The sequence below is a fragment of the Erythrobacter sp. LQ02-29 genome, from assembly GCF_022576075.2.
Classification (GTDB): Bacteria; Pseudomonadota; Alphaproteobacteria; order Sphingomonadales; family Sphingomonadaceae; genus Alteriqipengyuania.
Map to the genome: position 1 here is coordinate 89,547 of NZ_JANCNT010000001.1, position 22,814 is coordinate 112,360.

The following is a 22,814-nucleotide window of genomic DNA, read 5'->3' on the forward strand; positions in this document are numbered from 1 at the left end:
CTCGATACCTTCGGGTGTCCGCCCCACATGTATATTAGGCAGCGTGCGTGAAGTCGGCAGCGCCAGGTTGTGTCCTCAGGCCCGACTTGCCCCGCCGCGTCCCCCGTTGATCGTCCTAAAGCTCACGTTTGGCTCGACCAGCGCACTGCCCACCGGCCGCATTGACACCGGTATCAAACCTTTCTAGGTCGGTGTGATTGTTGACACCGGTATCAAAGCCGCATCAGAACGGCGATAACGGAAAAAAGATGGGAGAGAGGAATGCTGAGAGGTCGGATTGGCTTGGTTTCGCGCACGCTGTCGTCATCGGCGATGGGTGTTGTGCTGTTGGCGGGAATCGGGCTGCCCTGCACGGCCGCCCATGCACAAGCCGCCGAAGAAGATCCCGCGACCCAGGCCGAGCCTGAAACCGCGATCGACGAAAATGTCATCATCGTCACCGGCTTTCGCGGGTCGCTGAAGGAAGCGCAGGACATCAAGCGCGAGGCGGTCAACGTCATCGACAGCATCGTGGCCGAAGACATCGCCAAGATGCCGGACCTGAACATCGCCGAATCGATCCAGCGTATTCCCGGCGTCGCGGTTTCGCGCGAGGGCGGCGAGGGTCGCAACATTACTTTGCGCGGCTTCGCACCCGATTTTACCCGCACGACGCTCAACGGCATGGAAGTGCCCGCCAGCTCCGACGGCCTCGATTCCGGTGGCTTCACGATCAATGCCGGGCGCTCTTTCGACTTCCACATCTTCGCGTCCGAGCTGTTCAACCGGATCGACGTTCAGAAGTCGCAACGCGCCTCGACCGAAGAAGGCGGCATCGCCGGCACCGTCGACCTCTATACCGCGCACCCCTTCGATTATCCGGGGCTGACCGTGGTGGGATCGGCGCAGGCCGGCTACAATTCGCTCAGCCACAAGATCGACCCCCGGTTCACCGCGCTGGTCAGCGATACGTTCGCGGACGGCCTGATAGGCGTTCTGTTCTCCGCTGCATATTCGGAGCGCACCGTGCGGCAGGAAGGCTTCGGCACCGTTCGCTATACCTCGCCCTACGAAACCGGCGATAGCTGGGCCGATACCAACCCGACCGTCATCGGAACGGTCGATGGCAGCTGCGGCGCAGTCGATCCGCTGGACTGCCTGTGGGCCCCCCGCCTGCCGCGCGCCGACTACTTCGGCAACGATCAGAAGCGGCTTGGGCTGACCGGCTCGGTTCAGCTCGCGCCCGCCGATGGGCTGAAGCTTTCGTTCGACTGGCTGCATTCGGAACTGGAGAACGACCGGCGCAGCTACAACTCGATGGAGTGGCTGCTCACGCACGGCCAGCCTGGCGATTTCACGGGGCAGACCCCTCTCGAATTCGTGGTCGGGCCGGACGGGAAGCAACTGATCGCAGCGTCGTTCGACGATGTGACCAGTTGGTTCGAAAGCCGCTACCAGTATTCGAAATCCACCTTCAACCAGTACATTTTCAATGCCGACTACGACGTCAGCGACGACATCACGTTTAGTGGTCTGGTCGGATATGCGGCGGACCAGGCGGACCGTACCGAGCTGCGTTTCTACACCCGCTCCGCGCCTCATTTCTACAGCTACGATTTCCGGGACAACCCGTACGTCGCGCAAGTGGACTACGGAGGCTGGGATCCGAACGACCCGGACAATTTCATCAACGCGCAGACTTCGGGCAACCGCATAAACAACGTCGACAAGAAGAATTTCACCACGAAAGGTGACTTCGTGTACGACGGCGATCGCTTCAGCGTCCTGCTCGGCGCGGCCTATAACGACCGGTCGGTTCGCTATGAGGAAGGCTACGGCGATGCCGTTTCCCAGTCGCCGCTCGATTACATCATCCCCTTCCCCATCGACAATTTCAGTCGTGGGCTGGACGAAACTCTGGTTCCATTTGCAGTCGTTGATTTCGACGCACTGCGATCCGCTGGCGGGTTCCCCGCGGGCTACACTCTCGACGTCGGACGCGGCTGGAAGGTTTCGGAGGAAACCCTAGGCGGATATGTGGAGATCAATTCCGATTTCGATATCGGCTCCATGCTGCTGCGGGCAAATGCCGGCGTTCGCTATGTGCGGACCAAGGTGACGTCGGAAGCGGTCCTCAACGGCACCAATGTCGAGCAGGGCAACACCTACGACAATTACCTCCCGTCGCTGAACCTCGCGCTGGAGATCACGCCCGATGTCGTCGCGCGCTTCGCCTACGGGCGCAGCATGACGCGGCCGGGCCTGGGCTCGCTCAACATCGCCGGGCCGAGCTTCGGTTACACCACCCGTACCGTCAGCAATCTCGGCAATCCTGCCCTGAAGCCCTACGAGTCGAACGACCTGGACCTGTCCTTCGAATATTACACGCCCAATGGCGGCCTGGTGGCGGTCGCGCTGTTCAACAAGGACATCGTGACCTCACTCAAGACCGACGTGGTCGAACAGATGATCGATCCGGTGTTTTGGCCCGGCATCTACGCGGATCCGGTCTACGATCCGTCGTACAATGCCGATCCGGCAGAGGTGCCCTACACCTTCTACATCCCGGTAAACAGCGACGATGGCAACCGGGTCCGAGGTATCGAGGTAACCGTGAACCAGCCGTTCACCTTCCTCCCGGGCATGCTCCAGTATTTCGGTGTCGCGGCCAACTACACCCATGTGTCGGCCGAAGATTCCACCGGACTGTCGCCCAACTCCTACAACGCCACGTTCTATTACGATCACAAGGATTACGGCGTGCGCCTGTCGGTCAACAAGCGCGATGATTATCTGTTGAGCGAACCGGGCGGAAACGGCCATGTGCAGGAGCGCAAATACGGCCCGACGCATGTCGACTTCTCGGCCTTCGTCAACGTGACCGAGAAGTTCGCGGTGACCCTCGAAGGGATAAATATCACCGACGAGAAGGAATTGATCTATGGCACGGGCTATGGCGACCAATACCTTCCGCGCGAATACAGCCATACCGGCGCGCAGTGGTTCCTGGGTGCCCGGTACACCTACTGAAGCCGGTACGTGCTGAAACAGTATCTTGTACAAAGGACGGCGGTGACCTTGCTGGTTGCCGCCGTCATGGCTTTACCCCTTTCCGGGTGTATGCTCCCCGCAGCCGCGGATGCACCCCGTGCGCCGCTCTCTCCCAGCGCCACCGATGAACGGACGCGTTTGCTGGACGACAGCTATACGGTGTCGCAGCGCTTCGAAGCGAACAGTCCTGCGCACCCCGAACTGGCCATGCCCACCGTTGACCTCGGGGACGGACGCCGGATCATGTTCGATCGTCTCTACGCAAAGCGCGGAATGCGCGAATTGCATGCCGACGTGTTCCTCCCCGCCCCTGCCGCCAAACCGGCGCAGGCGATCGTGCTGGTGCATGGTGGGGCTTGGCGGTCGGGCAACAAGTCCAATTTCTACGCCATGGCCAACCTGCTTGCGCAGCGCGGCTACGCGGTGGTCATACCCGAATACCGGCTGGCGCTGGAAAGCCCTTATCCTGCCGGACTGATCGACGTGAACGCGGCGGTCGGATGGACGATCGAAAACGCCCAAGCCTTCGGGATCGACCCCCGGCGGATCGCGATCGGCGGGGAATCGTCCGGCGGGCAGATGGCTTCGCTCATCGCCTATACCGGGGGAACGGCACTGTTCTCGGGCGGAGCGGCGCATGCGCCGCGCCTCAATGCGCTGATCGATCTGGATGGGGTGCTGGATTTCACCACGCCACTCGCGCTGCGGTACGAAAACGCCGCAGGCGAGGACTCCGCCGCCGCACGCTGGCTTGGCGGATCGATGGAAACCGCGCCGCAAACTTGGCGAGAGGCGAGCGCGGCTACCCATCTGAGCGCAGCTTCGCCGCCTACTCTCATCGTGAGCGGAGAGGATGACCGGTTCACCGCCGGTCGTGACGAAGTTATCGCCACGCTCACCGCGGAGGGCATTCCGGTCCGCCACGTCCACTTCGCGGGACTGCCGCACACTTTCTGGCTGTTCGACCCCTATCTGGGACAGGTCGTGGAAGCGATCGACAGCTTCCTGAAGGACCTGCCGCCCGCGCGCCCATCGCAAGCCGAGGAATGATCAATTGAAGACCACCACCAGCCTTTCCTCGCTCACGGCAATGCTCCTGTGCACCGCTGCCTGCACGACCCTGCCGCCGCAATCCTCCGCCGCTAGGATCGAGGTCAGCAAGGATTGCGGAGCGCGGCCCGCGTGCTTTGCCACCCTCACCGGCGCGCTCCAGTCCGTCGATGCGTCAGACAGCGCCCCGGTGCGTATCAATATCGGTCCCGGGGAATATGAAGAACGCGTCGTGATCGGGCGATCCAACCTCACCATCCAGGGTGCCGGCCGAGACTCGACCGTTCTGCATAACGATCTCGTCGCCGAGAATGCCGGTCCCTATCATCGCGACGGCTGGGGCACGGCGGGATCGGCGACCCTCACGCTGGCCGGACAGAATATCCGCATCGCCGGACTGACGATCGAGAACGGCTTCGACTACCTCGCCAACGATGCCTTGCCGGACTCCGACCCGCGCAAGATCGGCAATTCGCAGGCACTCGCCGTCCTGCTCGACGAGACCAGCGACATGGTGCTGCTGCGCGACGTCGCCCTGCTCGGCTATCAGGATACGCTGTTCGCCCATGGCGGCCGGGCGGTCGTGCGCGACAGCCTGATCGCGGGAAATGTCGATTTCATCTTCGGCGACGGGCAGCTGCTGATCGAGGATAGCGAAATCCGTTCGCGCCCGCGCAGCGGCGTCGATAGCGACGGCTTCCAGTCCTACATTGCCGCCCCTTCCACCCAGCTCTCGCAGCCGGTCGGGATCGTGTTCCGCAATTGTCGGCTGACGCGAGAGGACGGCGTGCCAGATGGGAGCGTGGCCCTGGCGCGGCCGTGGCATCCGACGACCCGTTTTCCCGACGGGCGCTATGCCGATCCCCGGGCGGTGGGCATGGCGGTGTTCGCCGATTGCTGGATGGATGCGCATATCGCGCCGGCCCACTGGACGAGCATGGCGGGAACCGCGCGCGACGGCACGAAGACCGATATATTCCGCCCGCAGGACTCGCGCTTCTGGGAAACGGGGTCCACCGGCCCCGGCGCGCGTCGCGAAGAGATCGGGATCGCCTGGCGACCGGCCATGACCGTGCAAGAGATGAGCAACGTCATCACCCGCGGCTGGGCCGCGGACTGACCGATCCGCCTTCGGTATCGCTAAGCCTCCCGGAGGGCACCTGCCATCTCCGTGGCCGTGAAGACTACTCGGCGAATATCGAGGGCAACCAGAGCGACAGGAAGGGCACGTAGGTGACCAGCGCCAGCGCGGCGATGAGCGTCAGGTAGAACGGCCAGATCGTCTTCACCAGCTTCGTCACCGGAATCTTGCCCACCGCAGACCCCACGAACAGCACCGAACCGACCGGCGGCGTTACCAGCCCGATCCCCAGGTTCAACATCATGATGATGCCGAAGTGGACCGGATCGACGCCGACACCCATGGCGACAGGCAGGAAGATCGGCGTGGTGATCACGATCAGCGGCGCCATGTCCATGAACGTGCCCAGCACCAGCAGCATCACGTTGATGATAAGCAGCGTCATGACCGGGTTATCGGTGATGACCGCGATCAGGCTGGCGAGCTCGGTCGGCACCTCCAGCAGAGCAAGCGCGAAGCCGAAGGCGGTGGCGGTCGCGATGATGAACAGGACCATCGCCGTGGTCCGCGCCGACTTGCGCGCCGCGCCCCAGAATTCGTTCCACCCGAGGCTGCGATAGACGAGCGTGCCGACCAGCACGGTATAGATCACCGCGATCGCCGAGATCTCGGTCGGCGTGAAGATACCGCTCAAGATACCGCCCATGATGATGATCGCGGTCATCAGCCCGGGCAGCGCGACTGCAACCGCGCGCGACAGGGCCCGCCAACCGGGAAAATAGCCCTTGGGAAGCTGCCGCTGGCGGGCGACGAACCACGCCGTCGCCATCAGCATGGCCCCGGTCAGCAAGCCTGGCAGCACGCCCGCCATGAACAGGTCGCCGATCGAAACCCCGATGCCTGACGCGGCGGAATAGATGATCATGTTGTGCGAAGGTGGGATCAACAGGCCGACGATGGCGGCGGTCACCGTCACGTTGACCGAATAATCGAGCGGATAGCCCTTGTCCTTCATCAGCGGGACCATCGTCGAACCGATCGCGGAGGCGCTGGCGATGGCCGACCCGGACACCGCGCCGAACATCATCGATGCGCCCACGTCGACCAGGCCGAGCCCGCCGCGAACCCGCCCAACCGCTGCATCGGCGACGCGCACGAGACGGTCGGCAATGCCGGCGCGGTACATCAGATCGCCGGCGAAGATGAAGAACGGAATCGCCATCAGGGTGAAGACGCTGATCCCCGCGGCGGTCCGCTGAACGGCCACGATTAGCGGAATGTCCATCACGGCGAAGCAGGCGATGGCGGAACCGAGCAGGGCGAAGCCGACCGGCACGCCCAGGATCAGCAGGGCGAAGAGGACCACGAAAAGAACCAGCAATTCCATCAGTCGTCTTCTTGATCAGGTTCGAAAGGGAGGCCGGTGAAAACCCGGGGCAAGGCGAACAGCGCCATCAGCAAACCCGAAACCGGCATCGGGAAATACGCGACCGACCGGCTGATCCCGAGCGAGGCGATGACGTTATCGCGCACCGACCAGCACAGCTGCGCACCGAAAATGCACAGCACCAAACCCAGCAGGAAAATGACCAGCGCGACCACGCGTCGCACGGACAGCGCCCGGTCGCCCAGTCGCTCCTCCAGCAAGGTTATGCGGATGTGGAATTCCTCGTAAACGCCCGCGGCGGTCACGAACATCACGTACCAGATCATCAGCACCAGAGAGGCCTGTTCGGTCCAGGACGGGCTCGATTGCAGGACGAACCGCCCGAACACCTGCCAGCCCACGATGATGGCCATCAGGACCAGGCCGACCGATCCCAGGCGGACCAGCCAGGCGGAAACCGTGCGCGCCATGTCAGCCCTGCCCCATTGCGACGATGCGATCGACCAGCGATTTCTGGGTCGGCGTCACGATGAACCGGTCCCAAACGGGCCGCATCAGCTCGGCGAAAGGGGCCTTGTCGACCGTGTTCACCTTCACGTCGGACGCGGCGATAACCCGTTTCGCTTCGGCGACGCGCAGATCCCACAGGCGTCGCATCTCGACGACCGATCGCTTCGCCGCCCGGCGCACCAGCGAACGATCGTCATCCGCCAGATTGTCCCAGCTCGCCTTGCTCATCACCAAAGCCTCCGGGGTGAAGAGATGTTCGGTCAGGCTGAAATAGCTGACGGCTTCGTAATGCCGCTCCCCCACCAGCGTCGGCCAGTTGTTTTCCGCACCGTCGATCACGCCTTGCGTCAGGGCCTGGTAAATCTCGCCGAAGGGAATCGGCACCGCGTTCGCGCCCAGCGCATTGATCATCGCGACATAGAGGTCCGACGGTGGCACGCGGAGCTTCAGTCCCGCCATGTCCCGGGGATGGCGGATCGGGTTGCGCTTGTTGTAGAAACTGCGCGCGCCGGAATCGTAATAGCACAGACCGATCAGCCCATGCGGTTCGAGCGAGGCGAGGATTTCCTCGCCCACGTCGCTGTCCACCACCTTGCGCATATGCGCCACGGAATTGAAGATGAAGGGAAGGCAGACCGGCAGGGTCGTCGGCTCGATCGAATTGAGCGGCGCAAAATTCACGCGGGTGAGATCGAGACCGCCGAAGCTGGTGATTTCCAACGTGTCGGTTTCGCTGCCGAGCTGACCGCCCGCGAATATCTTGATGCCGAGGCGGCCACCGGTCCATTGGGACAGCAGATCGCCCATGTATCGCACCGCCTGCACCGTGGGATAGTTCTCCGGGTGCGCGTCGGCCGCGGTCAGCATGCCGCCGAGCTTGGGCGCGCAGCCGGCCAGAAACGCGGACGCACCGAGACCAGCCACACCCTTCAGGAAGACGCGGCGATCGGCAGTCGGCGTACCGGTCATGCGATCCCGTGCTCCTTAAGCCACGCGAGGAACATTTGGGGCCAGAGCGACAGCGCGCCGCGATCGATCCTGCGCATTCCGAAACCGTGGCCGCCCTCCGCGAACAGGTGAGTGTCGACCGCGATCCCTTTCGCCTTCAGCGCGTCGCGCATCGCCAGCGTGTTCTGCACCGAAACCGCCCCATCGTCTTCGGCATGCGCGAGGAAGAACGGCGGTGCGTTGCCAGAAACATTGCGATCCGGCGAATGCGCGTTCTCGGCTGCTGCCGTGGGTCGCTCACCCAGCAGCAATCTTCGCGAACCGGCATGGGCCAGCGGTTCGCGCATCGAAATGACGGGGTAAAGCAACGCGGTGCAGGCCGGCGTGCAATCTTCCCGATCCGCGGCATCGACCGGCGCGGCCGCGCCAGCGGCGTTCACGGACGCTTCGGCGGCAACGTGCCCACCGGCGGAAAATCCGATCATCGCGATCCGCGCAGGATCGAACCGGTAGCGTCCGGCCTGATCGCGGGCCAGGCGCACCGCGCGCTGTGCATCGCGAGAGGGGACGTTCGCACGGTCCGCCCAGCCTTCGCCGGGCAGGCGGTGGAACAGTACGAAGGCCGTCAGGCCGTTCTCCGCCGCCCAGCGAGCCGTCTCCAGCCCTTCCTTGTCGACGACGATATGCCGGTAGCCGCCACCGGGAATGACGACGAGCGCACCCCCATTGGGCTGCCGCGCACGAACGACCAGCATACGCGGGTTGGAGATGCCGCTCATCGCACGGTCGCGGATACCGGTATCGGTGCTACGTTCGACCATCTGCTCGACCCGGTTCGGATCGAGATCGCCGGGAGCGCCCTGGGGCCAAAGAGCGATCGTGTCCGACACGCCTGCGAGATCGAGCGTCGCCGTCGCGCCGCCGGGCGACGCGGCTGCGGCGCTCGCGGCACCGCCTCCGAACGCCGCCAGAGCCACACTGGTTGCAAGCAATGACCGGCGATCCAGGCCCACTCTCTTCCTCTCCCCCCGGCTCTTCACATTTTTTGGTAACCGGTGTCATTCGGCATTGCATTGCCGCCGCAAGCTTGTCAAGTTCGCCGGGAGAGGAGCAAATATGAAATTTTCCAGCACCCTGATCGGGCTCGTTACCGGTGCCGCGCTATCGCTGGCAACACCCGCCGCCCTGAGCGCACATCCGGCCGATCCCACCAATGGCGGGGAAGGCGGGCGGATCGTGCGCGTCACCACGCTGGCCAAGGATGGACCGGGATCCCTGGCCGAAGCCCTGGCGGGCAAGGGGCCGCGTATCATCGTGTTCGAGGTTGGCGGCGCGATCGATCTGGAACGATCGTCCCTGCGCATAGACCAGCCCTACGTCACCATTGCCGGGCAGACCGCGCCTTCGCCCGGCATCACCCTGCTGCGCGGCGGGATCGACGTCGCGACCCACGACGTGAAGATCAGCCATCTGCGCGTCCTCACCGGGGTCGACGGGCAGGCCAAGCGCAGCGGCTGGGAGGCGGACGCCTTTTCCACGGTCGCGGCGCATGACGTGGTGATCGAAAACAACACCTTCATGTGGGCGATCGACGAGAACATGTCGGCCAGCGGCCCCCGCTTCACCGGCGATACGGTGGCCGACTGGCGCGCGGGCACCAGCCACGACATCGTCTTCCGCCTCAACATCGCCGCCGAGGGCCTGGCCGATGCCAGCCATCCCAAGGGCGAGCATTCCAAGGGCTCCCTCGTTCACGACAACACCACCGGGATCGTGTTCGACCGCAACATCTGGGCGCACAATGTGGAGCGTTCCCCGCTGGTGAAGGGCGGCGCGCAGGTGCTGATGGTCAACAACTTCATCTACGACCCGATGCACCGGGCGGTGCATTACAATCTCATGGATCTCGAATGGGCCGGGCACGAACCGGTGACGGGCCAGATCACCGCGGTCGGGAACGTCATGCGCGGTGGCAACAGCACCGATCCCGAGCTCCCCTTCCTGATGCTGGGCGGGGTGGGCGATCTTGCCTATTACGGTCGCGACAACGTCGCGGTGGATCGCCATGGCACCAAGCTGCCGGATTTCGGCCGCTACGGCGATACCGCGGCGAGGTTGATCACGGCGGAACGACCCCTCGCCTCGCTGGAGGGATACGACATCATGCCCTCCTCCGATGTGGAGACCACGCTGCTCGCTACCGCCGGTGCCCGCCCCTGGGACCGCGGCGACGAGGAGGTTCGCATCCTCTTCTACATTGCCGAGGGCCGAGGCCACGTCATCGATTCCGAGGAGGAAGTCGGCGGCTATCCGCAGATCGCGCCGAGCCGCGCGCCCTTCGTCGAGAAGAATTGGGATCTGAAGACGATGGCGCCGAAGGCCGGGCTATATCCCGGACAGAAGGCGGGCGCGCAGGAGCATCTGTCGCCGCGGGACCGGGAGATGCGGCAGACCGGGAAGTAATCCTTCCCGGCCCGCGGCCAGGCTAGCGGATGACATCGCCGCCCGAGAGGTCGAAGGCCTCGACCTCCTCGGGCGTGACCGCCAGAACGTCGCCCGGTCGGCCATGCTTCATCGCCGCGAGCTTGAGCCCGAGCTGCGCCATCCGGGCGAGCTCCACCCCTTCGAGCCAGCCGCACAGGATGCCCGTGGCAAAGGCGTCGCCCGTGCCGACCCGATCGACGATCGGCGCGATGCGCACTTCGTCGGTCTGCGAGCAGCCTTCGCGGCGATCGACGCGCGCCGCCAGCCGGTGGACCTGCCCCGTTTCGACATGGCGCGCGGTGGACGCGATGAGTTCGAGGTTGGGATAGGCATCGAATGCGCGCTGCGCTGCGATCCGGCGGCGTTCGGGGCCGGACCCCTCCAGCTCCTCCCCCAGCAACAGCGAGATATCCCGGTGGTTGCCGAGCAGGATGGTTGCCTGCGAGACCAGATCGTTCAGAATCGCGCGGGCATCGCCGTCCCATGCGCTCCAGAGGTTGGCGCGATAGTTCCCGTCGAAACAGATCGGAACCTCTCGACGTCGTGCGGCATCGACCGCCGCCTTCGCCAACGCTACACCGTTCGGGCCGAGCGCGGGCGTTATTCCGGACATATGCAGCAGCGCGGCACCGTCGAGAGCGTCATCGAACCGCAAGTCTTCCGGGCGGACCACCGCGAACGAGCTATGCTCGCGGTCGTAGGTAACGCGTCCCGGGATCGGTCCCGACGGATATTCGAAGAAATACGTCCCCATGCGCCCCGCCGACCGCACGACCGCGCGCGTGTCGACCCCGGCTTCCGCCAGCGCGGCTATGGCCCGCTGCCCGAGGCCGTTCGGCGGGAGGGCGGTGACCATCCGGGCGGAATGCCCCATCCCCGCCAGCGCCATTGCCACATTGGCTTCCGCCCCGCCGACATGCAGGTCGAGCGCGTTGGCCCGCGCCAGCGGCGTGCCGGCGGGCGGCGACAGCCGCAGCAGCATCTCGCCGAAACAGACGACATGCCCCCCCACCGTCGCGCTCATCGGGCGAGCCAGCCCCCGTCGACGGCGAGGATATGGCCCTGCACGTAATCGGCCGCCTTGCTAGCCAGGAATACGGCGGCCCCGCCGATATCGCTCGGATCGCCCCAGCGCCCTTCGGGAATGCGTTCGAGGATCTGGCGATTGCGCGTCTCGTCATCCTGTAGCGCGGCGGTGTTGTTCGTCGCGATATAGCCGGGCGCGATGGCGTTCACATTGATGCCCTTGGGCGCCCATTCGTTCGCCATCAGCTTGGTCAGCCCGCCCACACCGCTCTTCGATGCGGTGTAGCTGGGCACGCGTACGCCGCCCTGAAAGGTAAGCATCGAGGCGATGTTGACGATCTTGCCACGGGTTTCGTCCTGCTTCGACCAGCCGCTCATGTGGCGGGCGGCCGCCTGGCTGAGGAAGAACAAAACCTTCAGGTTCACATCCATGACCGCGTCCCAGTCCTCCTCCGAAAAATCGAGGGCATCGTTGCGCCGGATGATCCCCGCGTTGTTTACGAGGATATCGAGCTTCCCGAAAGTGTCCACCGTCTCGCCCACGATGCGTTCGCACGGTTCGATGCTGGACAGGTCCGCCATCACGACATGCGCCCGGCTGCCTGTATCTTCCACCATGCGGCGGGTTTCGGACGGGTCCCGGCGGGCGACCAGAGTCACATCCGCCCCGGCTTGCGCCAGAGCAACGGCGATACCCTGCCCGATTCCGGTGTTCGCACCCGTCACCACAGCGGTCCGCCCGGTGAGGTCAAAAGCGTTCGCGCTCATAGCTTCGTATCCCTCCGCCCGCGATCAGAGGCTACGCAGGTAGTCGTTCATCTGCTCGTCCGTCGAATTGGCGTAGAACAGCTCGTCGAACTTTTCCCCCGCGATCGCACTCTTCAGCAGGTCCTGGTCGACGTTCTTGACCACCGTCAGCATGTCGTAGCAGGTCTTGGACTTGAGATCGGACAGCACCCCGCGGTTCTTCGCCATGATCTGCGCCCGCTCCTTGGGATAGCCTTCGCCCGGCGTGCCCTCGAACAGTTTGCGATAGCAATCCTGCAGGTTCAGCTCCGCCGCCCAGCCGAAGCCCTTGGCATAGGGCATGGCGATCGCGTTGCCATCGTTGATCTGCGCGAACAGGAAGGCATCGGTCGGATCGATGATCAATCCACAGAAGACGCCCGGCATCGCATTCGCGGCGAGCATCGAGCCCGTCCCCGTGCCGCAGCCGGTGACGACGAAATCCGCCGCGCCGGAATTCAGCAGGATGCCCGTCAGCAGGCCGACCATCGGATAGGTGACCTGGGCTTCGTCGTCGGCGGTGTACATGCCGTAATTGTGCACTTCGTGCCCCAGCGGCTCGACCACCGTGGTCAGCGCGTCGTGGATGATGCCGTTCTTGGCGGCCTGGCTGTTTTCGTTGATGAGCGCGATTTTCATGGGGGTCACCTCTCTATGATTTGATCGATTGGGGCCACCGCGGAAACGCATCGAATCGCGTTACGGTAACCGGTGTCATAATTCGTTATCGACGGTAGCGGGCGAAATTGCAACCGCCCCCACCTAATCGCGCGGTGCCGCTACCGAGTTGCGCACCACCAGGCGGGCGGGAAAGGTGGAAAGGTCCGCCGCCGGATTGGTCGGCTCGATCAGCTTGAGCGCGGCCGATTTGGCCATTTCGCGAATGGGCCAGCCGACAGTCGTCATCGGCGGCAGGATATGCGCTGCGATGGGGGAATCGTCGAAGCCGACGATCGAGAGCTGCGTCGGCACGTCGATCCCCCGCGCCCGCGCCGCGTGGAACGCGCCCGCCGCCATCTCGTCATTGCTGGCGAATATGGCGGTCGGCCGATAGTCGGTATCGATCAGCGTTTCGGCCGCGGCGATACCTGAATCGAAGCGATAATTGCCGCTCCCGATCGCAGCAGAGGGAATGTCCAGCCCATGCTTCTTCATGGCGGCAGCGAAACCCTCGTAGCGCTCCTTGGCGGATCGAAACCCGTCCGGCCCCTTGATGATCGCGATCCGGCGATGCCCTTGCGCCACGAGATGGTCGATCACGCTCTCGACACATTCGCGGTCGTTCGACTGAACCAGATGCTCGTCGTCGTCCAGTCGGGCCGAGCCCATCCGGACATATCCGCATCCCATGTCGCGGCACAGCCGGGCGAGATCGTCGTTCTCCGATATCGGCGGCAGTATCAGCACCCCGAAAAGACGCTGAATTTCCAGAAACGAACGAATGTCTTCCAGCATATGCGGCGATTGCCGGTCCACCGGGCGCACGACCAGCGCAAATTCCGTATCGCGAATGGCGTCGAGCACCCCGACCTGAAAATTCAGCACGGTCTGGGCATTGGGATTGTCGTGCAGCAATCCGATCAGGAAGTTGCGCCCCATGGCCAGAGCCCGCGCCTGCGGGTTGGGCCGATAACCCAGCTCGGCGATCACGCCCTCCACCTTGGTCCGCGTTTCCTTCTTCAGGAGAGGCGAGCGGTTGATCACCCGGCTGACGGTCTTCTTCGAAACGCCGGCCATGCGTGCCACATCGTTGATCGTCGGTTTTTGAGTGGCGTCAGGCATTTGCTTCCCGCGTTAATGACAGGTTGTGCAAGGGATAGACGACCCTGCGCATAATGCGAAGCGCTTCGGACGCCGATTACGGGTTCTCCGCCAAACCGCTTTGACACCGGTGTCGTTATACGCCAAGCGGTATCCACAGTGCTTTAATGACGGGGCGAGGTTTGATGGAAATGGCGAGGGACATCGCGAGCGCGTTCGTGGAAGCGCGAAAATCCGGACGTCCGATCGAGGAATACCCGGGCGAGCGGCCCACCACGTTGGCGGCGGCGTATCGCGTTCAGGACAAGGCGCTGTCCCTGTGGGATCGCGAAGTGGCGGGCTGGAAAGTCGGGAAGATCAATCCGCCCGACAGCGAGGCTCTGGGCGCCAATCGGCTGGCCGGTCCGATCTTCACCGACAGCGTCCAGCGCGAACAAGACCAGCCTGCGCAGTTCGCGATTTTCGACGGGGGCTTCGCCGCGGTCGAGGCCGAGTTCATGCTGCGCCTGAAAACCCTAGACGAACCTCTTCCCCAAACGCCGCGCGAGGCGCTGCGCTGGATCGACGAAGTCCGGATCGGAATGGAAATCGCCTCGTCGCCCTATGCCGGTATCAATGCCGATGGGCCATGCGTCACGATTTCGGACCACGGCAACAACGCCGGGATCCTGCTGGGCAAAACCGTCCCGGAAGAAATGTGGGACGCGCTCGATTCCGTGCCCGTTTCGGTTCGTGTCGAAGATACGGTCGTGGGCAAGGCGACGACGGCGGACATGCTGGACGGGCCGTTCGGTGCGGCCTGCTTCCTGCTGCAGAACCTGGCGGATCGCGGTATCGAACCGCGCTCCGGCTGGTGGATTTCGAGCGGCGCGATCACCGGCGTTCACGAGGTCGGTGCCGGTCAGCAGGTCACCGCTTCGTTCGGAGAAATCGGAAGCGTCGAGATTTCGACCAGCATCTTCGGTGCGTAATACGCCGTAAAGCGAGACGGGCGGGCGGGCTGGCCGCCCCGCCCCCGATCCGGCGGTTAACAGCCCCTAACGCAGCAGCAGCAGCGAGATCCGCCGGTTGCGCGGATCGGTGGGATCGTCGGCGATCAGCAATTCGCGATCCGCGACGCCTTCGATCCGGCTGAAGCGCTTTTCGGGCAGGCCGTCGCGCATCAATTGCTGCCGCGTCGCTTCCGCCCGCCCGGCGGAGAGCGACCAGTTGTTCGCCACCGTTCCCGGCTTCCATTTCACCGCATCGGTGTGCCCGCGCACGATCATCGGCGCGGCTTCCTCCGCCACCGCGTCCGCGATGACGTGCAGCAATTCGCGCGCGTCGCCGGTCAGTACGGTGGTGCCGAGCGCGAACATGGAGAAATCGGCGTCGTCGATCATGTCGATACGGATACCTTCGGGCACCACCATCACCCGCACCTGCCCCGCCAGGCTGCGCAGGCGCGCGGTCTGCGCCAGGCGATCCTGGATCTGCTTCTGCATCTGCGCGGCCCGCGCTGTGCTCGGCGCGGGCGAGGCGCCCTCGCGCGGTCCGCCGGTGGCATCGCGGGGAATGGTGAGCGCCCGCGTCCCGGTCTGACCCGCGGCATTCGGATAACTGTCGGCATCGGTAATCGAACTGCCGCCCAGCAGCCCGTTGGACCCGGCGCTCTGCTCCTTCAGCTTGACCAGCGTCGGAGTGAAATAGTCCGCCAGCCCCTTGCGCTGATCGTCGGTCGTGGAACCAAGCAGCCATAGCAGGAGGAAGAACGCCATCATCGCGGTGACGAAGTCGGCATAGGCCACTTTCCACGCGCCGCCGTGATGGCCCGCCTCCTGGACGATGATCTTCTTCACGATCAGCGGCCGGGGCGCCTCCGCCTCGTTCGCTGCCACGGTGGGCGCGCGCCGCTCCCCGCCGGGCGGCGGGTTGTCCATGAGAGGCGCGCTGGCCACCTCAGCGGCCCTTCAGGACGTCGAGCAGATCGGTCAGCTGCGGGCGCAGCATGTGCGGCAGGCCGGAACGCGCCGATTCCACCGCCAGCGCGTGCGGGTGGCCGTGCAGGCTGGCGATCATCACCTGCTTGACCGACAGGAATATCTGCTGGTCGTGGATGTTGATCTGCTTCAGCCGGGTCGCGAGCGGCCCCACGATGCCGTAGGCGAGCAGCACGCCCAGGAACGTGCCGACCAGGGCGGAGCCGATCATGCCGCCCAGCACCGACGGCGGCTCGTCGATCGAACCCATCGTCTTCACCACGCCGAGCACCGCGGCAACGATCCCCAGCGCGGGCAGCGCGTCGGCAAGATTCTGCAGCGCATGGGCGGGCTCGTCCATGTCGTGGAAATGCGTCTTGATCGCGTTGTCCATCACCTCTTCCACCGCGTGCGTGTCCAGCGTTCCCGAAGAGACCACCAGCAGGGTGAGCGTATCGCAGATCAGGTGGAGCAGCGCCTCGTCCGCCAGCACGCGCGGATATTCGGCGAAGATCGTCGATTCCTGCGGGTTCTCGACGTGGCTTTCGAGCGCGACCGGCCCTTCGGTCTTGAGCGAGCGCATCAGTTTCGCCGACAGGGCGATGGCGTCGATATGATCCTGCTTGGTGTAGCTGTTGCCCTTGAACACGCGCAGCAGCCCTTTGCCCAGCGCCTTGAGCTCGTGCATCGAATTGCCCGCCACCAGCGCGCCGATCGCGGCACCGCCGATGATCAGCATTTCGTGCGGCACGGCTTCCGCGACCGGGCCGATCGCACCGCCGGTCAGCACGAAGCCGCCGAATACCATGACGAGCAGGATGACGATCCCGATGGCCGGAAACATGATCAATTACTCCCGTAAATCAAATTGAGTTGAACAGGCTGAGCGAAGCGAGCCGCGAGAACCCGGCCTGGCTTGCTTCCAGCACGGTCATCATTTGCTGCAGTTCTGCGATGGTTTCCGCGAAATCGATCCCGCCGATCTCGCCCGATTCGGCGGTGCGGACCTGCGCCTTCGTTTCCTGGCGGCCCTGCACCGTCTCGACCCAGGCCAGGCGGGCACCGATCACGGTCTGGGTGCGCACGACCGAATCGAGCGACCCATCCAGATCCTTCGCCGCCCCTCTTGCGACTTCCTTGGCCATGGCGTCATCCACCGTGGGATCGAGGAGCGTGTCGCTGAGCTGGCGCAGATAGGCGAGGAGATCGGTGTTCTGGCCGCCCGCCTGGAAATCGAGGAAGCTCGGTCCGGTGACGCCGCGCGAGACCGACTGTCCGTCGCCGAGCGAAAGCTCGCCCGCGGCGGCGGTGCCGACATAGGTGGCATCGCCATTGCCATCCAACGCATAGGCATCGCCGGTCGCCGCCCCGCCGAACAGCGCGTTGCCGCTGCTGTCGCGGGCGTTCGCGGTGGCCAGGATGCCCAGCCGCATCTGCGCCAGTTCCTGCCCGATGGAGTACCGCTCCTGCGGGGATGAGGAGGCGTTGGCCGCCCACAGCGCCAGTTCGCGCGCGCGCACTATGTCGTCCGCCACCAGTTGCAGCGAACTGCCCGCCAGCGACAGGCTGTCATTGGCCCGCGCCGCATTGGCGCTGTCGATCGCGGCGAGCTTGTCCATGCGGCCGAGCTGGCGCAGGCGCGAGGCCGCGACCGGGTTGTCGGACGACCGCGACAGCTTGCTGCCGGTCGAAAGCTGTTCCTGCAGACGCTCCGCCTCACGCCGGATGGAGCCCATCTGCATGGTCGAGCGGTCGTAGAACGCGAGGGTGGAATTTACCGGACCGGGCATGTCATCCAATCCCCAGCAACGTGTCGAAAATATCGGCGGCGACCTGGATGATCCGGCCATTCGCCTGGAAGGCCTGCTGGAAGCGCAGGAGATTGGCGGCCTCCGCATCCAGATCGACCGCGGTTTCCGCGCTCAGGGCGATTCCCGCGGTGTCGGCAATGGTGCGCAGCGCATCGCGCGTGGTGGTGCGCCCGCCGATCGCGCTCGACAGCTCGAACAGGATACGGTCGGCGGATTTGGCCGGGCCGCTGTCGTCCATCGCCGCGATGAAGGCGGTGAGGTTTCCGGTATCGCGGCTGTTGGCACTCGCTCCGGCGGGCGCGGTCGCAAGACCCGCGCCGCTGGTCAGCGCAATCCCGATGTCGCGGGCGTTGGTGCCGGAAAACAGCGGCTGGCCCTGCGTCCCGGCGGGCGTGATGCCCGCGGCCTGGGCGGTGTTGCCACGTTCGATCAGCTGGGCGGCGAGCCCGTCCAGCTTGTTCGACAGGTCGGCGATATGGCGCAGGCCCTGCGCCTGTCCGGCGAGCGAGCCCGAACCCAGCACCAGAGGGGTGCCCCCGACCGAGAATTCGGTATTGCCCGCGCCATCGAACGCGACGCTGATCGAGGCGGCCTGTGCCCCCGATACGATCGTCTGCCCCCCTGCGCCCCCGGCGCGGACTGCCACCCGCCCGACGCTGTCGAATTCGGTCGACAGATTGGCAAGGCCCGACATGCGGGTGAGCAGGGCGTCGCGCTGGTCGAGCAGCGCCGCCTTGTTCGCGCTGCCTTCCTGCGAGCGGGCCAGGCCGATATTGGTCCGCGCCAGTTCCGCCGACAGGGTGTTGAACTCGGTCACCCCGGCTTCGACATCGAAGCGCAGCTCGTCCGCGGCGACCCCCATGCCCTCGGTCGCGATGGCGAAGGTCTGCGTCAGCGTATTGGCGCTTTCCAGGGCATTGGCGCGCAGCGCGCCGTCCAGCGGATCGGATACCAGCTGCGACAGCGCGGCTTCGAAATTGACGATGGCGGGATAGATGCCCGCCTGTTCGATCGCGCTTTCGGCGTTCTTGAGCCCGCGCAGTTCAGCGTCGGCCCGGCTGACGTCGCTGTTGGTCCGGCGGACCTCGTTCTGCAGGAACAGCGACTGGGTGCGCTGCACCCCGTCCGCGCGCACGCCGCTGAGCGCGGACGACGCGCTGAGCCCGATCCCGCCGGTCGCGACGACTTCCGACTGGCCCAGCGTGCGCCGGGCATAGGTGGCGTTGCCGGCATTGGCGATGTTCTGGCCCGTCAGCTCCAGTGCCGCGCGCGCCGCGCTTGCGCCGCTCTTGCCGATGGTAATCAGATTGCCGGACATCGCGCCTTAGCCTTCCTTGTGATCCAGCCGCGCGGACAGCTGCGCCTCGATCGCGTCCGCGATGCCGAAGCTGCTGCGCTCCGCTGCGATATCGGCGAGATGTTCGTCCCGCATCGCGGAAAACTGCTCCATGCCCCCGGCGCCCATCACGTCATCGCCGCCGAAATCCGCCGCCCGGGCGGCCTCCAGCATGCGGCGCACGAAGATCGCCTCGAACCCGCGAGCGGCCTTGCGCAGTTCTGCGCGTTCGGGCGACAGCTCGGGTGTCGCCGGTCCGGTGGCCGGGCCGATGGCGGAGAGCGGGCTCACATCACCACCATTTCGGCCTGCAGCGCACCGGCCTGCTTCAGCGCCTCGAGGATGACGACGAGATCGGATGCGCCCACGCCCAGGGTGTTGAGCGCATCGACGATTTCCGACAGGTCGGCCCCGCCCTGCATCAGCACGACGCGCTCGCCCACTTCATCCACGGAGATGGTGCTCGCATCCTCCACCGCGGTCACCCCGCGGCTGAACGGCTCGGGCTGGACGATGCGGGGATCCTCCTCGACCCGGACGATCAGCTTGCCGTGGCTGATGGCGGCAGGCGACAGGCGCACCGCGCCGTTCATCACCACCGTTCCGGTGCGGCTGTTGACGATGACCTTGGCCGCGCTTTCCGCGGGCTTCACCTCCAGCATCTCGATCGCGGCCATCAGCGACGAACGCGCGTCGCTGCCCAGCGGCATCAGCAGCTCGATCGTGACGCCGTCGACGATCCGGGCGGTTTCGGGATAGCGCGCATTGATGGCGTCGCGCACCCTCGATGCGGTCAGGAAATCGGCGTCGTGGAGATTGTAGCGCAGCGTGCTGCCGGCATCGAAGCCGGTGGCCACGTCGCGTTCCACAGTGGCCCCGCCCGCCACACGGCCGACGGTAGGCACGTTGACCGACAGCTGGGAGCCGTCGCGTCCGCTCACGCCCAGTCCGCCGACGGCGAGGTTGCCCTGCGCCATCGCGTAGATCTGTCCATCGGCGCCGTAGAGCGGGCTCAGGACCAGGGTGCCGCCGCGCAGGCTCTTCGCCTTGCCCAGCGTCGATACGGTGATGTCGATCCGCTGGCCGGGCTTGGAGAACGCCGGCAGCTCGGCGGTGATAATCACCGCGGCGGCGTTCTTCAGGCCCGGGGCCACGCCGGGCGGCAACGTGAGGCCGAACCGGCCCGACACGCCCTTCATCGCCTGCGTGACATATTCCAGATTGTCGTCGCCCGTGCCCTGCAGGCCGACCACGACACCGTAACCGGTTAGCTGGTTGGTCCGCACGCCCTGGAACCCGCCCAGGTCGCGCACGCGCTCGGCGGCGGCGGGGGTCGGTGCGAGCACGCCGAACAGCGCGGCGACGCACATGAAAAGGATGGAAAGCCGGTTCATCGTCGCCTCTCCCTCAGAACGGGCTGATCGCGCCGAAGAAGCGCGACAGCCAACCCGGGCGGCTGGCCTGCTGCACCGCGCCATTGCCCGAATAGATGATCTGGGCGTCGGCGACCGAAGTCGACCGGACGCGGTTCTCGATATCGATATCGGCGAGGCGCACGATGCCGGCGAACTGCACCCACTCGTCGCCCTGGCTCAGAAGCATCTTCTTTTCCCCTAGGACCAGAGCGGTCCGGTTGGGACGCACTTCTGCGATGGTGACGGCGATGGCACCGCTGAGCGTGCTGCGTTGCGCGGCATCGCCCTTCCCATTGAACGACGCCTGGGCCGCAGCTTTAAGGGCTTCGGGGTCGAGAAAGTCGAGCGGACCGGCGCTGGGCGGCGTGATCGACGCGCTGCCGTTGCGATTGGTGCTGCCCGCCGTGCTCTTGGCGGTGACCACGCTCTCGGTCAGGACGATGGTCAGCACATCGCCGACCGCGCGGGCACGGGTGCCCTCGTGATAGGCGGCATAGCCGTTCGCGGCCTGGAAGATGGCGCCGTCGCGCGCGGGGGCGACCGGCGGTGGCGGCGGCAGCGCGGCGTGGAAACCGGGCGCGGGCGCGGTGGAGCCGCACGCGGCGAGCGAAGCGGCGAGACCGGCGACGGATACGAGGCGGAAGCGGTTCATCATGGGGCTCACAGCGTCTGGTTCGCGTTGCGCAGCATTTCGTCGACCGCGCTGATCATCTTGGAATTGATCTCGTAGGCGCGCTGCGCCTCGATCATCGCGACCATTTCCTCGACCACGTTGACGTTGGACGCTTCCAGCATGCCCTGCCGGATGGAGCCGCGCCCCTCGGTCCCCGCCGCGCCCAGCTCCGCCGGGCCGCTGGCCGCGGTTTCGAGCAGGAAGTTGTCGCCGCTCTGGCGCAGGCCGGCCGCATTGGCGAAGCGCGCGACGGTGAGCTGGCCGATCTCGGTCGGATCGGTATCGCCCGCGACCAGCGCGCTGACGGTGCCGTCGGGCGCAATGCTGATGGACTGCGCACCCGGCGGCACGGCGATCGCGGGCTGCACCGCGAAACCCTGCGCGGTGACCAGCTGGCCCTCTGCGGACAGGGTGAAATTGCCGGCGCGCGTATAGCCCAGCTGCCCGCCGGGGAGCTGCACCTGGAAATAGCCCGCGCCGTCCAGCGCCAGGTCGAAGGTGTTGCCGGTGGTGTCGAGCGTGCCCTGCGTCTCGATCCGGCTGGTGCCTTGCAGCCCCACGCCGGTACCCAGGTTCAGCCCGACCGCATATTGCGATTCGTTGGTCGATTGCTGTCCGGCGACGCGCGCCTCCTGATAGGCGAGCGTGGCGAAGTTCGCCCGGTCGCGCTTGAACCCCGTGGTGCCGATATTGGCGAGGTTGTTGGCGATGACGCGCATCCGCGCGTCCTGTGCCTCGAGCCCGGTGCGGGCGACGTGAAGGGCGGAAATGGGCATGGTGGGTGGTCCTTCGTGCGGAAAAAAGCGCGCGTCAGCCGCGCAGGCTCATGAGCTGGGAACCGGCGCGATCGAGATCGCTGGCGGTGGTGAACAGTTTGGCGCGCCGGTCGAAACTGCGCTGCGCCTCGATGATGTCGATCAGCGTTCCCGCCGTATCGACGTTGGACTGCTCCAGCGCGCCGACCTCGACCTCGGCGGTCGGATCGCCGGGCAGCACGCCGCCATTCGGCACGCGCATGAACCCGTCGAGATCCTTTATGATGGTGCTGCCCGCCGGGCTGGCGAGCTTGATCCGGCCGACCTCTTCGGGCGGCAGTTCGGGCGTCGCGGGATCGGCGGCGGTGACCGTGCCGTCTCCCGCGATCGCGACCTGGCGACCGGCGGGGACGGTGATCGGCCCGTTCTCGCCCAGCACCGGGCGACCGTCGCCGTTTTCGAGGACGCCCCCGACCCCGATCGAGAGATCGCCGCGGCGCGAATAGACTTCCGCCCCGTCCTTCCCCTGGAGCGCGATCAGGGCATCGCCCTTGACCGCGATGTCGAGCGGTTGACCGGTCGTGATCACCTTGCCGGCGGACATGTCCGCCCCGCGCACCGCGCCTTGCGCCATGACCCGCACTTCCAGCGGCGAGCCCTTCAGCGTCAGGGGTTTGACGCTGAAGGTCTCGGCGCGAAAGCCGGTGGTCTGCGCATTGGCGAGGTTGCTGGCGACGGCGCGCTGGCGCGTCATCGCCGCATCCATGCCGGTCAGCGCGGTGTAGATCATCCGGTCCATCGCG

General features: G+C 65.5%; 22 protein-coding genes. 5 read left to right on the forward strand and 17 right to left on the reverse strand.

Annotated elements, in window-relative coordinates:
* The first annotated feature begins 261 nt into the window (after positions 1-261).
* The 3 genes from MKP08_RS00380 to MKP08_RS00390 are packed head-to-tail and all read left to right on the forward strand — an operon-like array spanning position 262 to position 5,200.
* The gene (locus MKP08_RS00380; protein ID WP_241554418.1) at positions 262-3,009 is read left to right on the forward strand and encodes a TonB-dependent receptor; all 2,748 of its coding nucleotides are present in this window, start codon (positions 262-264) and stop codon (positions 3,007-3,009) included.
* Positions 3,010-3,051: 42 nt separating this feature from the next.
* Positions 3,052-4,080 (forward strand): alpha/beta hydrolase, encoded by a 1,029-nt coding sequence (locus MKP08_RS00385; RefSeq protein ID WP_241554419.1) that lies wholly within the window; start codon positions 3,052-3,054, stop codon positions 4,078-4,080.
* Positions 4,081-4,084: 4 nt separating this feature from the next.
* Positions 4,085-5,200 (forward strand): pectinesterase family protein, encoded by a 1,116-nt coding sequence (locus MKP08_RS00390; RefSeq protein ID WP_241554420.1) that lies wholly within the window; start codon positions 4,085-4,087, stop codon positions 5,198-5,200.
* A gap of 64 nt (positions 5,201-5,264) precedes the next feature.
* Here the strand turns inward: MKP08_RS00390 and MKP08_RS00395 are convergent, their stop codons facing one another.
* From MKP08_RS00395 to MKP08_RS00410, 4 genes are read right to left on the reverse strand one after another with little or no spacing between them, the layout of a single operon-like run.
* A complete protein-coding gene (locus MKP08_RS00395; RefSeq protein WP_241554421.1) occupies positions 5,265-6,548 on the reverse strand; it encodes a TRAP transporter large permease in 1,284 nt (427 codons plus the stop codon).
* A complete protein-coding gene (locus MKP08_RS00400) occupies positions 6,548-7,018 on the reverse strand; it encodes a TRAP transporter small permease (RefSeq protein ID WP_241554422.1) in 471 nt (156 codons plus the stop codon). The genes MKP08_RS00395 and MKP08_RS00400 overlap by 1 nt, the downstream gene beginning before the upstream one ends.
* Before the next feature lies 1 nt (position 7,019).
* Entirely contained in the window at positions 7,020-8,027 is a 1,008-nt protein-coding gene (locus MKP08_RS00405; RefSeq protein WP_241554423.1) for a TRAP transporter substrate-binding protein, read from the reverse strand.
* Positions 8,024-8,998: an alpha/beta hydrolase gene (locus tag MKP08_RS00410; protein ID WP_241554424.1), complete on the reverse strand. Its 975-nt coding sequence runs from the start codon at positions 8,996-8,998 to the stop codon at positions 8,024-8,026. Before MKP08_RS00410 ends, MKP08_RS00405 begins: the two co-directional genes overlap by 4 nt.
* A gap of 124 nt (positions 8,999-9,122) precedes the next feature.
* Here MKP08_RS00410 and MKP08_RS00415 point away from each other — a divergent pair, with 124 nt between their 5' ends.
* Complete coding sequence (locus tag MKP08_RS00415; protein WP_241554425.1) at positions 9,123-10,469, forward strand: polysaccharide lyase family 1 protein; 1,347 nt, start codon at positions 9,123-9,125, stop codon at positions 10,467-10,469.
* 22 nt (positions 10,470-10,491) lie between these two features.
* Here the strand turns inward: MKP08_RS00415 and MKP08_RS00420 are convergent, their stop codons facing one another.
* From MKP08_RS00420 to MKP08_RS00435, 4 genes are all read right to left on the reverse strand, one after another.
* Positions 10,492-11,514: a sugar kinase gene (locus tag MKP08_RS00420; RefSeq protein WP_241554426.1), complete on the reverse strand. Its 1,023-nt coding sequence runs from the start codon at positions 11,512-11,514 to the stop codon at positions 10,492-10,494.
* The gene (kduD, locus tag MKP08_RS00425; protein WP_241554427.1) at positions 11,511-12,284 is read right to left on the reverse strand and encodes a 2-dehydro-3-deoxy-D-gluconate 5-dehydrogenase KduD; all 774 of its coding nucleotides are present in this window, start codon (positions 12,282-12,284) and stop codon (positions 11,511-11,513) included. Before kduD ends, MKP08_RS00420 begins: the two co-directional genes overlap by 4 nt.
* 24 nt (positions 12,285-12,308) lie before the next feature.
* Positions 12,309-12,941 carry an RpiB/LacA/LacB family sugar-phosphate isomerase gene (locus tag MKP08_RS00430; RefSeq protein WP_215227499.1) on the reverse strand — a complete coding sequence of 211 codons (633 nt, stop codon included), beginning with the start codon at positions 12,939-12,941 and terminating at the stop codon, positions 12,309-12,311.
* A 123-nt stretch (positions 12,942-13,064) separates the two neighbouring features.
* Positions 13,065-14,084 (reverse strand): LacI family DNA-binding transcriptional regulator, encoded by a 1,020-nt coding sequence (locus tag MKP08_RS00435; protein WP_241554428.1) that lies wholly within the window; start codon positions 14,082-14,084, stop codon positions 13,065-13,067.
* Between the two features lie 164 nt (positions 14,085-14,248).
* Between MKP08_RS00435 and MKP08_RS00440 the strand changes: the two genes are divergently transcribed.
* Entirely contained in the window at positions 14,249-15,034 is a 786-nt protein-coding gene (locus MKP08_RS00440; RefSeq protein WP_241554429.1) for a 2-keto-4-pentenoate hydratase, read from the forward strand.
* 66 nt (positions 15,035-15,100) lie between these two features.
* Here the strand turns inward: MKP08_RS00440 and MKP08_RS00445 are convergent, their stop codons facing one another.
* The 9 genes from MKP08_RS00445 to MKP08_RS00485 are packed head-to-tail and all read right to left on the reverse strand — an operon-like array spanning position 15,101 to position 22,810.
* Positions 15,101-15,982 carry a flagellar motor protein MotB gene (locus MKP08_RS00445; protein ID WP_241554430.1) on the reverse strand — a complete coding sequence of 294 codons (882 nt, stop codon included), beginning with the start codon at positions 15,980-15,982 and terminating at the stop codon, positions 15,101-15,103.
* 19 nt (positions 15,983-16,001) lie between these two features.
* Positions 16,002-16,865 carry a flagellar motor stator protein MotA gene (gene motA, locus MKP08_RS00450; protein WP_241554431.1) on the reverse strand — a complete coding sequence of 288 codons (864 nt, stop codon included), beginning with the start codon at positions 16,863-16,865 and terminating at the stop codon, positions 16,002-16,004.
* A 19-nt stretch (positions 16,866-16,884) separates the two neighbouring features.
* Positions 16,885-17,811: a flagellar biosynthesis protein FlgL gene (locus MKP08_RS00455; protein WP_241554432.1), complete on the reverse strand. Its 927-nt coding sequence runs from the start codon at positions 17,809-17,811 to the stop codon at positions 16,885-16,887.
* Between the two features lies 1 nt (position 17,812).
* Positions 17,813-19,150, reverse strand: coding sequence for a flagellar hook-associated protein FlgK (gene flgK, locus MKP08_RS00460; protein ID WP_241554433.1), 1,338 nt, complete (start codon positions 19,148-19,150; stop codon positions 17,813-17,815).
* Positions 19,151-19,156: 6 nt separating this feature from the next.
* Complete coding sequence (locus tag MKP08_RS14365) at positions 19,157-19,459, reverse strand: rod-binding protein (protein ID WP_241554434.1); 303 nt, start codon at positions 19,457-19,459, stop codon at positions 19,157-19,159.
* Positions 19,456-20,562, reverse strand: coding sequence for a flagellar basal body P-ring protein FlgI (locus MKP08_RS00470; RefSeq protein WP_241554435.1), 1,107 nt, complete (start codon positions 20,560-20,562; stop codon positions 19,456-19,458). The genes MKP08_RS14365 and MKP08_RS00470 overlap by 4 nt, the downstream gene beginning before the upstream one ends.
* A gap of 13 nt (positions 20,563-20,575) precedes the next feature.
* On the reverse strand, positions 20,576-21,235 hold the full coding sequence (locus MKP08_RS00475; protein WP_215229767.1) for a flagellar basal body L-ring protein FlgH: 660 nt from the start codon (positions 21,233-21,235) through the stop codon (positions 20,576-20,578).
* A gap of 8 nt (positions 21,236-21,243) precedes the next feature.
* The gene (gene flgG / locus MKP08_RS00480) at positions 21,244-22,032 is read right to left on the reverse strand and encodes a flagellar basal-body rod protein FlgG (RefSeq protein WP_215227490.1); all 789 of its coding nucleotides are present in this window, start codon (positions 22,030-22,032) and stop codon (positions 21,244-21,246) included.
* Between the two features lie 34 nt (positions 22,033-22,066).
* On the reverse strand, positions 22,067-22,810 hold the full coding sequence (locus tag MKP08_RS00485; RefSeq protein WP_215227489.1) for a flagellar basal body rod protein FlgF: 744 nt from the start codon (positions 22,808-22,810) through the stop codon (positions 22,067-22,069).
* Positions 22,811-22,814 lie beyond the last annotated feature (4 nt).

What these genes read in the sequence shown, in the direction of transcription:
- MKP08_RS00380 (WP_241554418.1), top strand. Translation starts at nt 262, where the DNA reads ATGCTGAGAGGTCGGATTGGCTTGGTTTCGCGCACGCTGTCGTCATCG.
- MKP08_RS00395 (WP_241554421.1), bottom strand. Translation starts at nt 6,548, where the DNA reads ATGGAATTGCTGGTTCTTTTCGTGGTCCTCTTCGCCCTGCTGATCCTG.
- MKP08_RS00400 (WP_241554422.1), bottom strand. Translation starts at nt 7,018, where the DNA reads ATGGCGCGCACGGTTTCCGCCTGGCTGGTCCGCCTGGGATCGGTCGGC.
- MKP08_RS00405 (WP_241554423.1), bottom strand. Translation starts at nt 8,027, where the DNA reads ATGACCGGTACGCCGACTGCCGATCGCCGCGTCTTCCTGAAGGGTGTG.
- MKP08_RS00415 (WP_241554425.1), top strand. Translation starts at nt 9,123, where the DNA reads ATGAAATTTTCCAGCACCCTGATCGGGCTCGTTACCGGTGCCGCGCTA.
- MKP08_RS00420 (WP_241554426.1), bottom strand. Translation starts at nt 11,514, where the DNA reads ATGAGCGCGACGGTGGGGGGGCATGTCGTCTGTTTCGGCGAGATGCTG.
- kduD (WP_241554427.1), bottom strand. Translation starts at nt 12,284, where the DNA reads ATGAGCGCGAACGCTTTTGACCTCACCGGGCGGACCGCTGTGGTGACG.
- MKP08_RS00430 (WP_215227499.1), bottom strand. Translation starts at nt 12,941, where the DNA reads ATGAAAATCGCGCTCATCAACGAAAACAGCCAGGCCGCCAAGAACGGC.
- MKP08_RS00435 (WP_241554428.1), bottom strand. Translation starts at nt 14,084, where the DNA reads ATGCCTGACGCCACTCAAAAACCGACGATCAACGATGTGGCACGCATG.
- MKP08_RS00440 (WP_241554429.1), top strand. Translation starts at nt 14,249, where the DNA reads ATGGAAATGGCGAGGGACATCGCGAGCGCGTTCGTGGAAGCGCGAAAA.
- MKP08_RS00445 (WP_241554430.1), bottom strand. Translation starts at nt 15,982, where the DNA reads ATGGACAACCCGCCGCCCGGCGGGGAGCGGCGCGCGCCCACCGTGGCA.
- motA (WP_241554431.1), bottom strand. Translation starts at nt 16,865, where the DNA reads ATGTTTCCGGCCATCGGGATCGTCATCCTGCTCGTCATGGTATTCGGC.
- MKP08_RS00455 (WP_241554432.1), bottom strand. Translation starts at nt 17,811, where the DNA reads ATGCCCGGTCCGGTAAATTCCACCCTCGCGTTCTACGACCGCTCGACC.
- flgK (WP_241554433.1), bottom strand. Translation starts at nt 19,150, where the DNA reads ATGTCCGGCAATCTGATTACCATCGGCAAGAGCGGCGCAAGCGCGGCG.
- MKP08_RS00470 (WP_241554435.1), bottom strand. Translation starts at nt 20,562, where the DNA reads ATGAACCGGCTTTCCATCCTTTTCATGTGCGTCGCCGCGCTGTTCGGC.
- MKP08_RS00475 (WP_215229767.1), bottom strand. Translation starts at nt 21,235, where the DNA reads ATGAACCGCTTCCGCCTCGTATCCGTCGCCGGTCTCGCCGCTTCGCTC.
- flgG (WP_215227490.1), bottom strand. Translation starts at nt 22,032, where the DNA reads ATGCCCATTTCCGCCCTTCACGTCGCCCGCACCGGGCTCGAGGCACAG.
- MKP08_RS00485 (WP_215227489.1), bottom strand. Translation starts at nt 22,810, where the DNA reads ATGGACCGGATGATCTACACCGCGCTGACCGGCATGGATGCGGCGATG.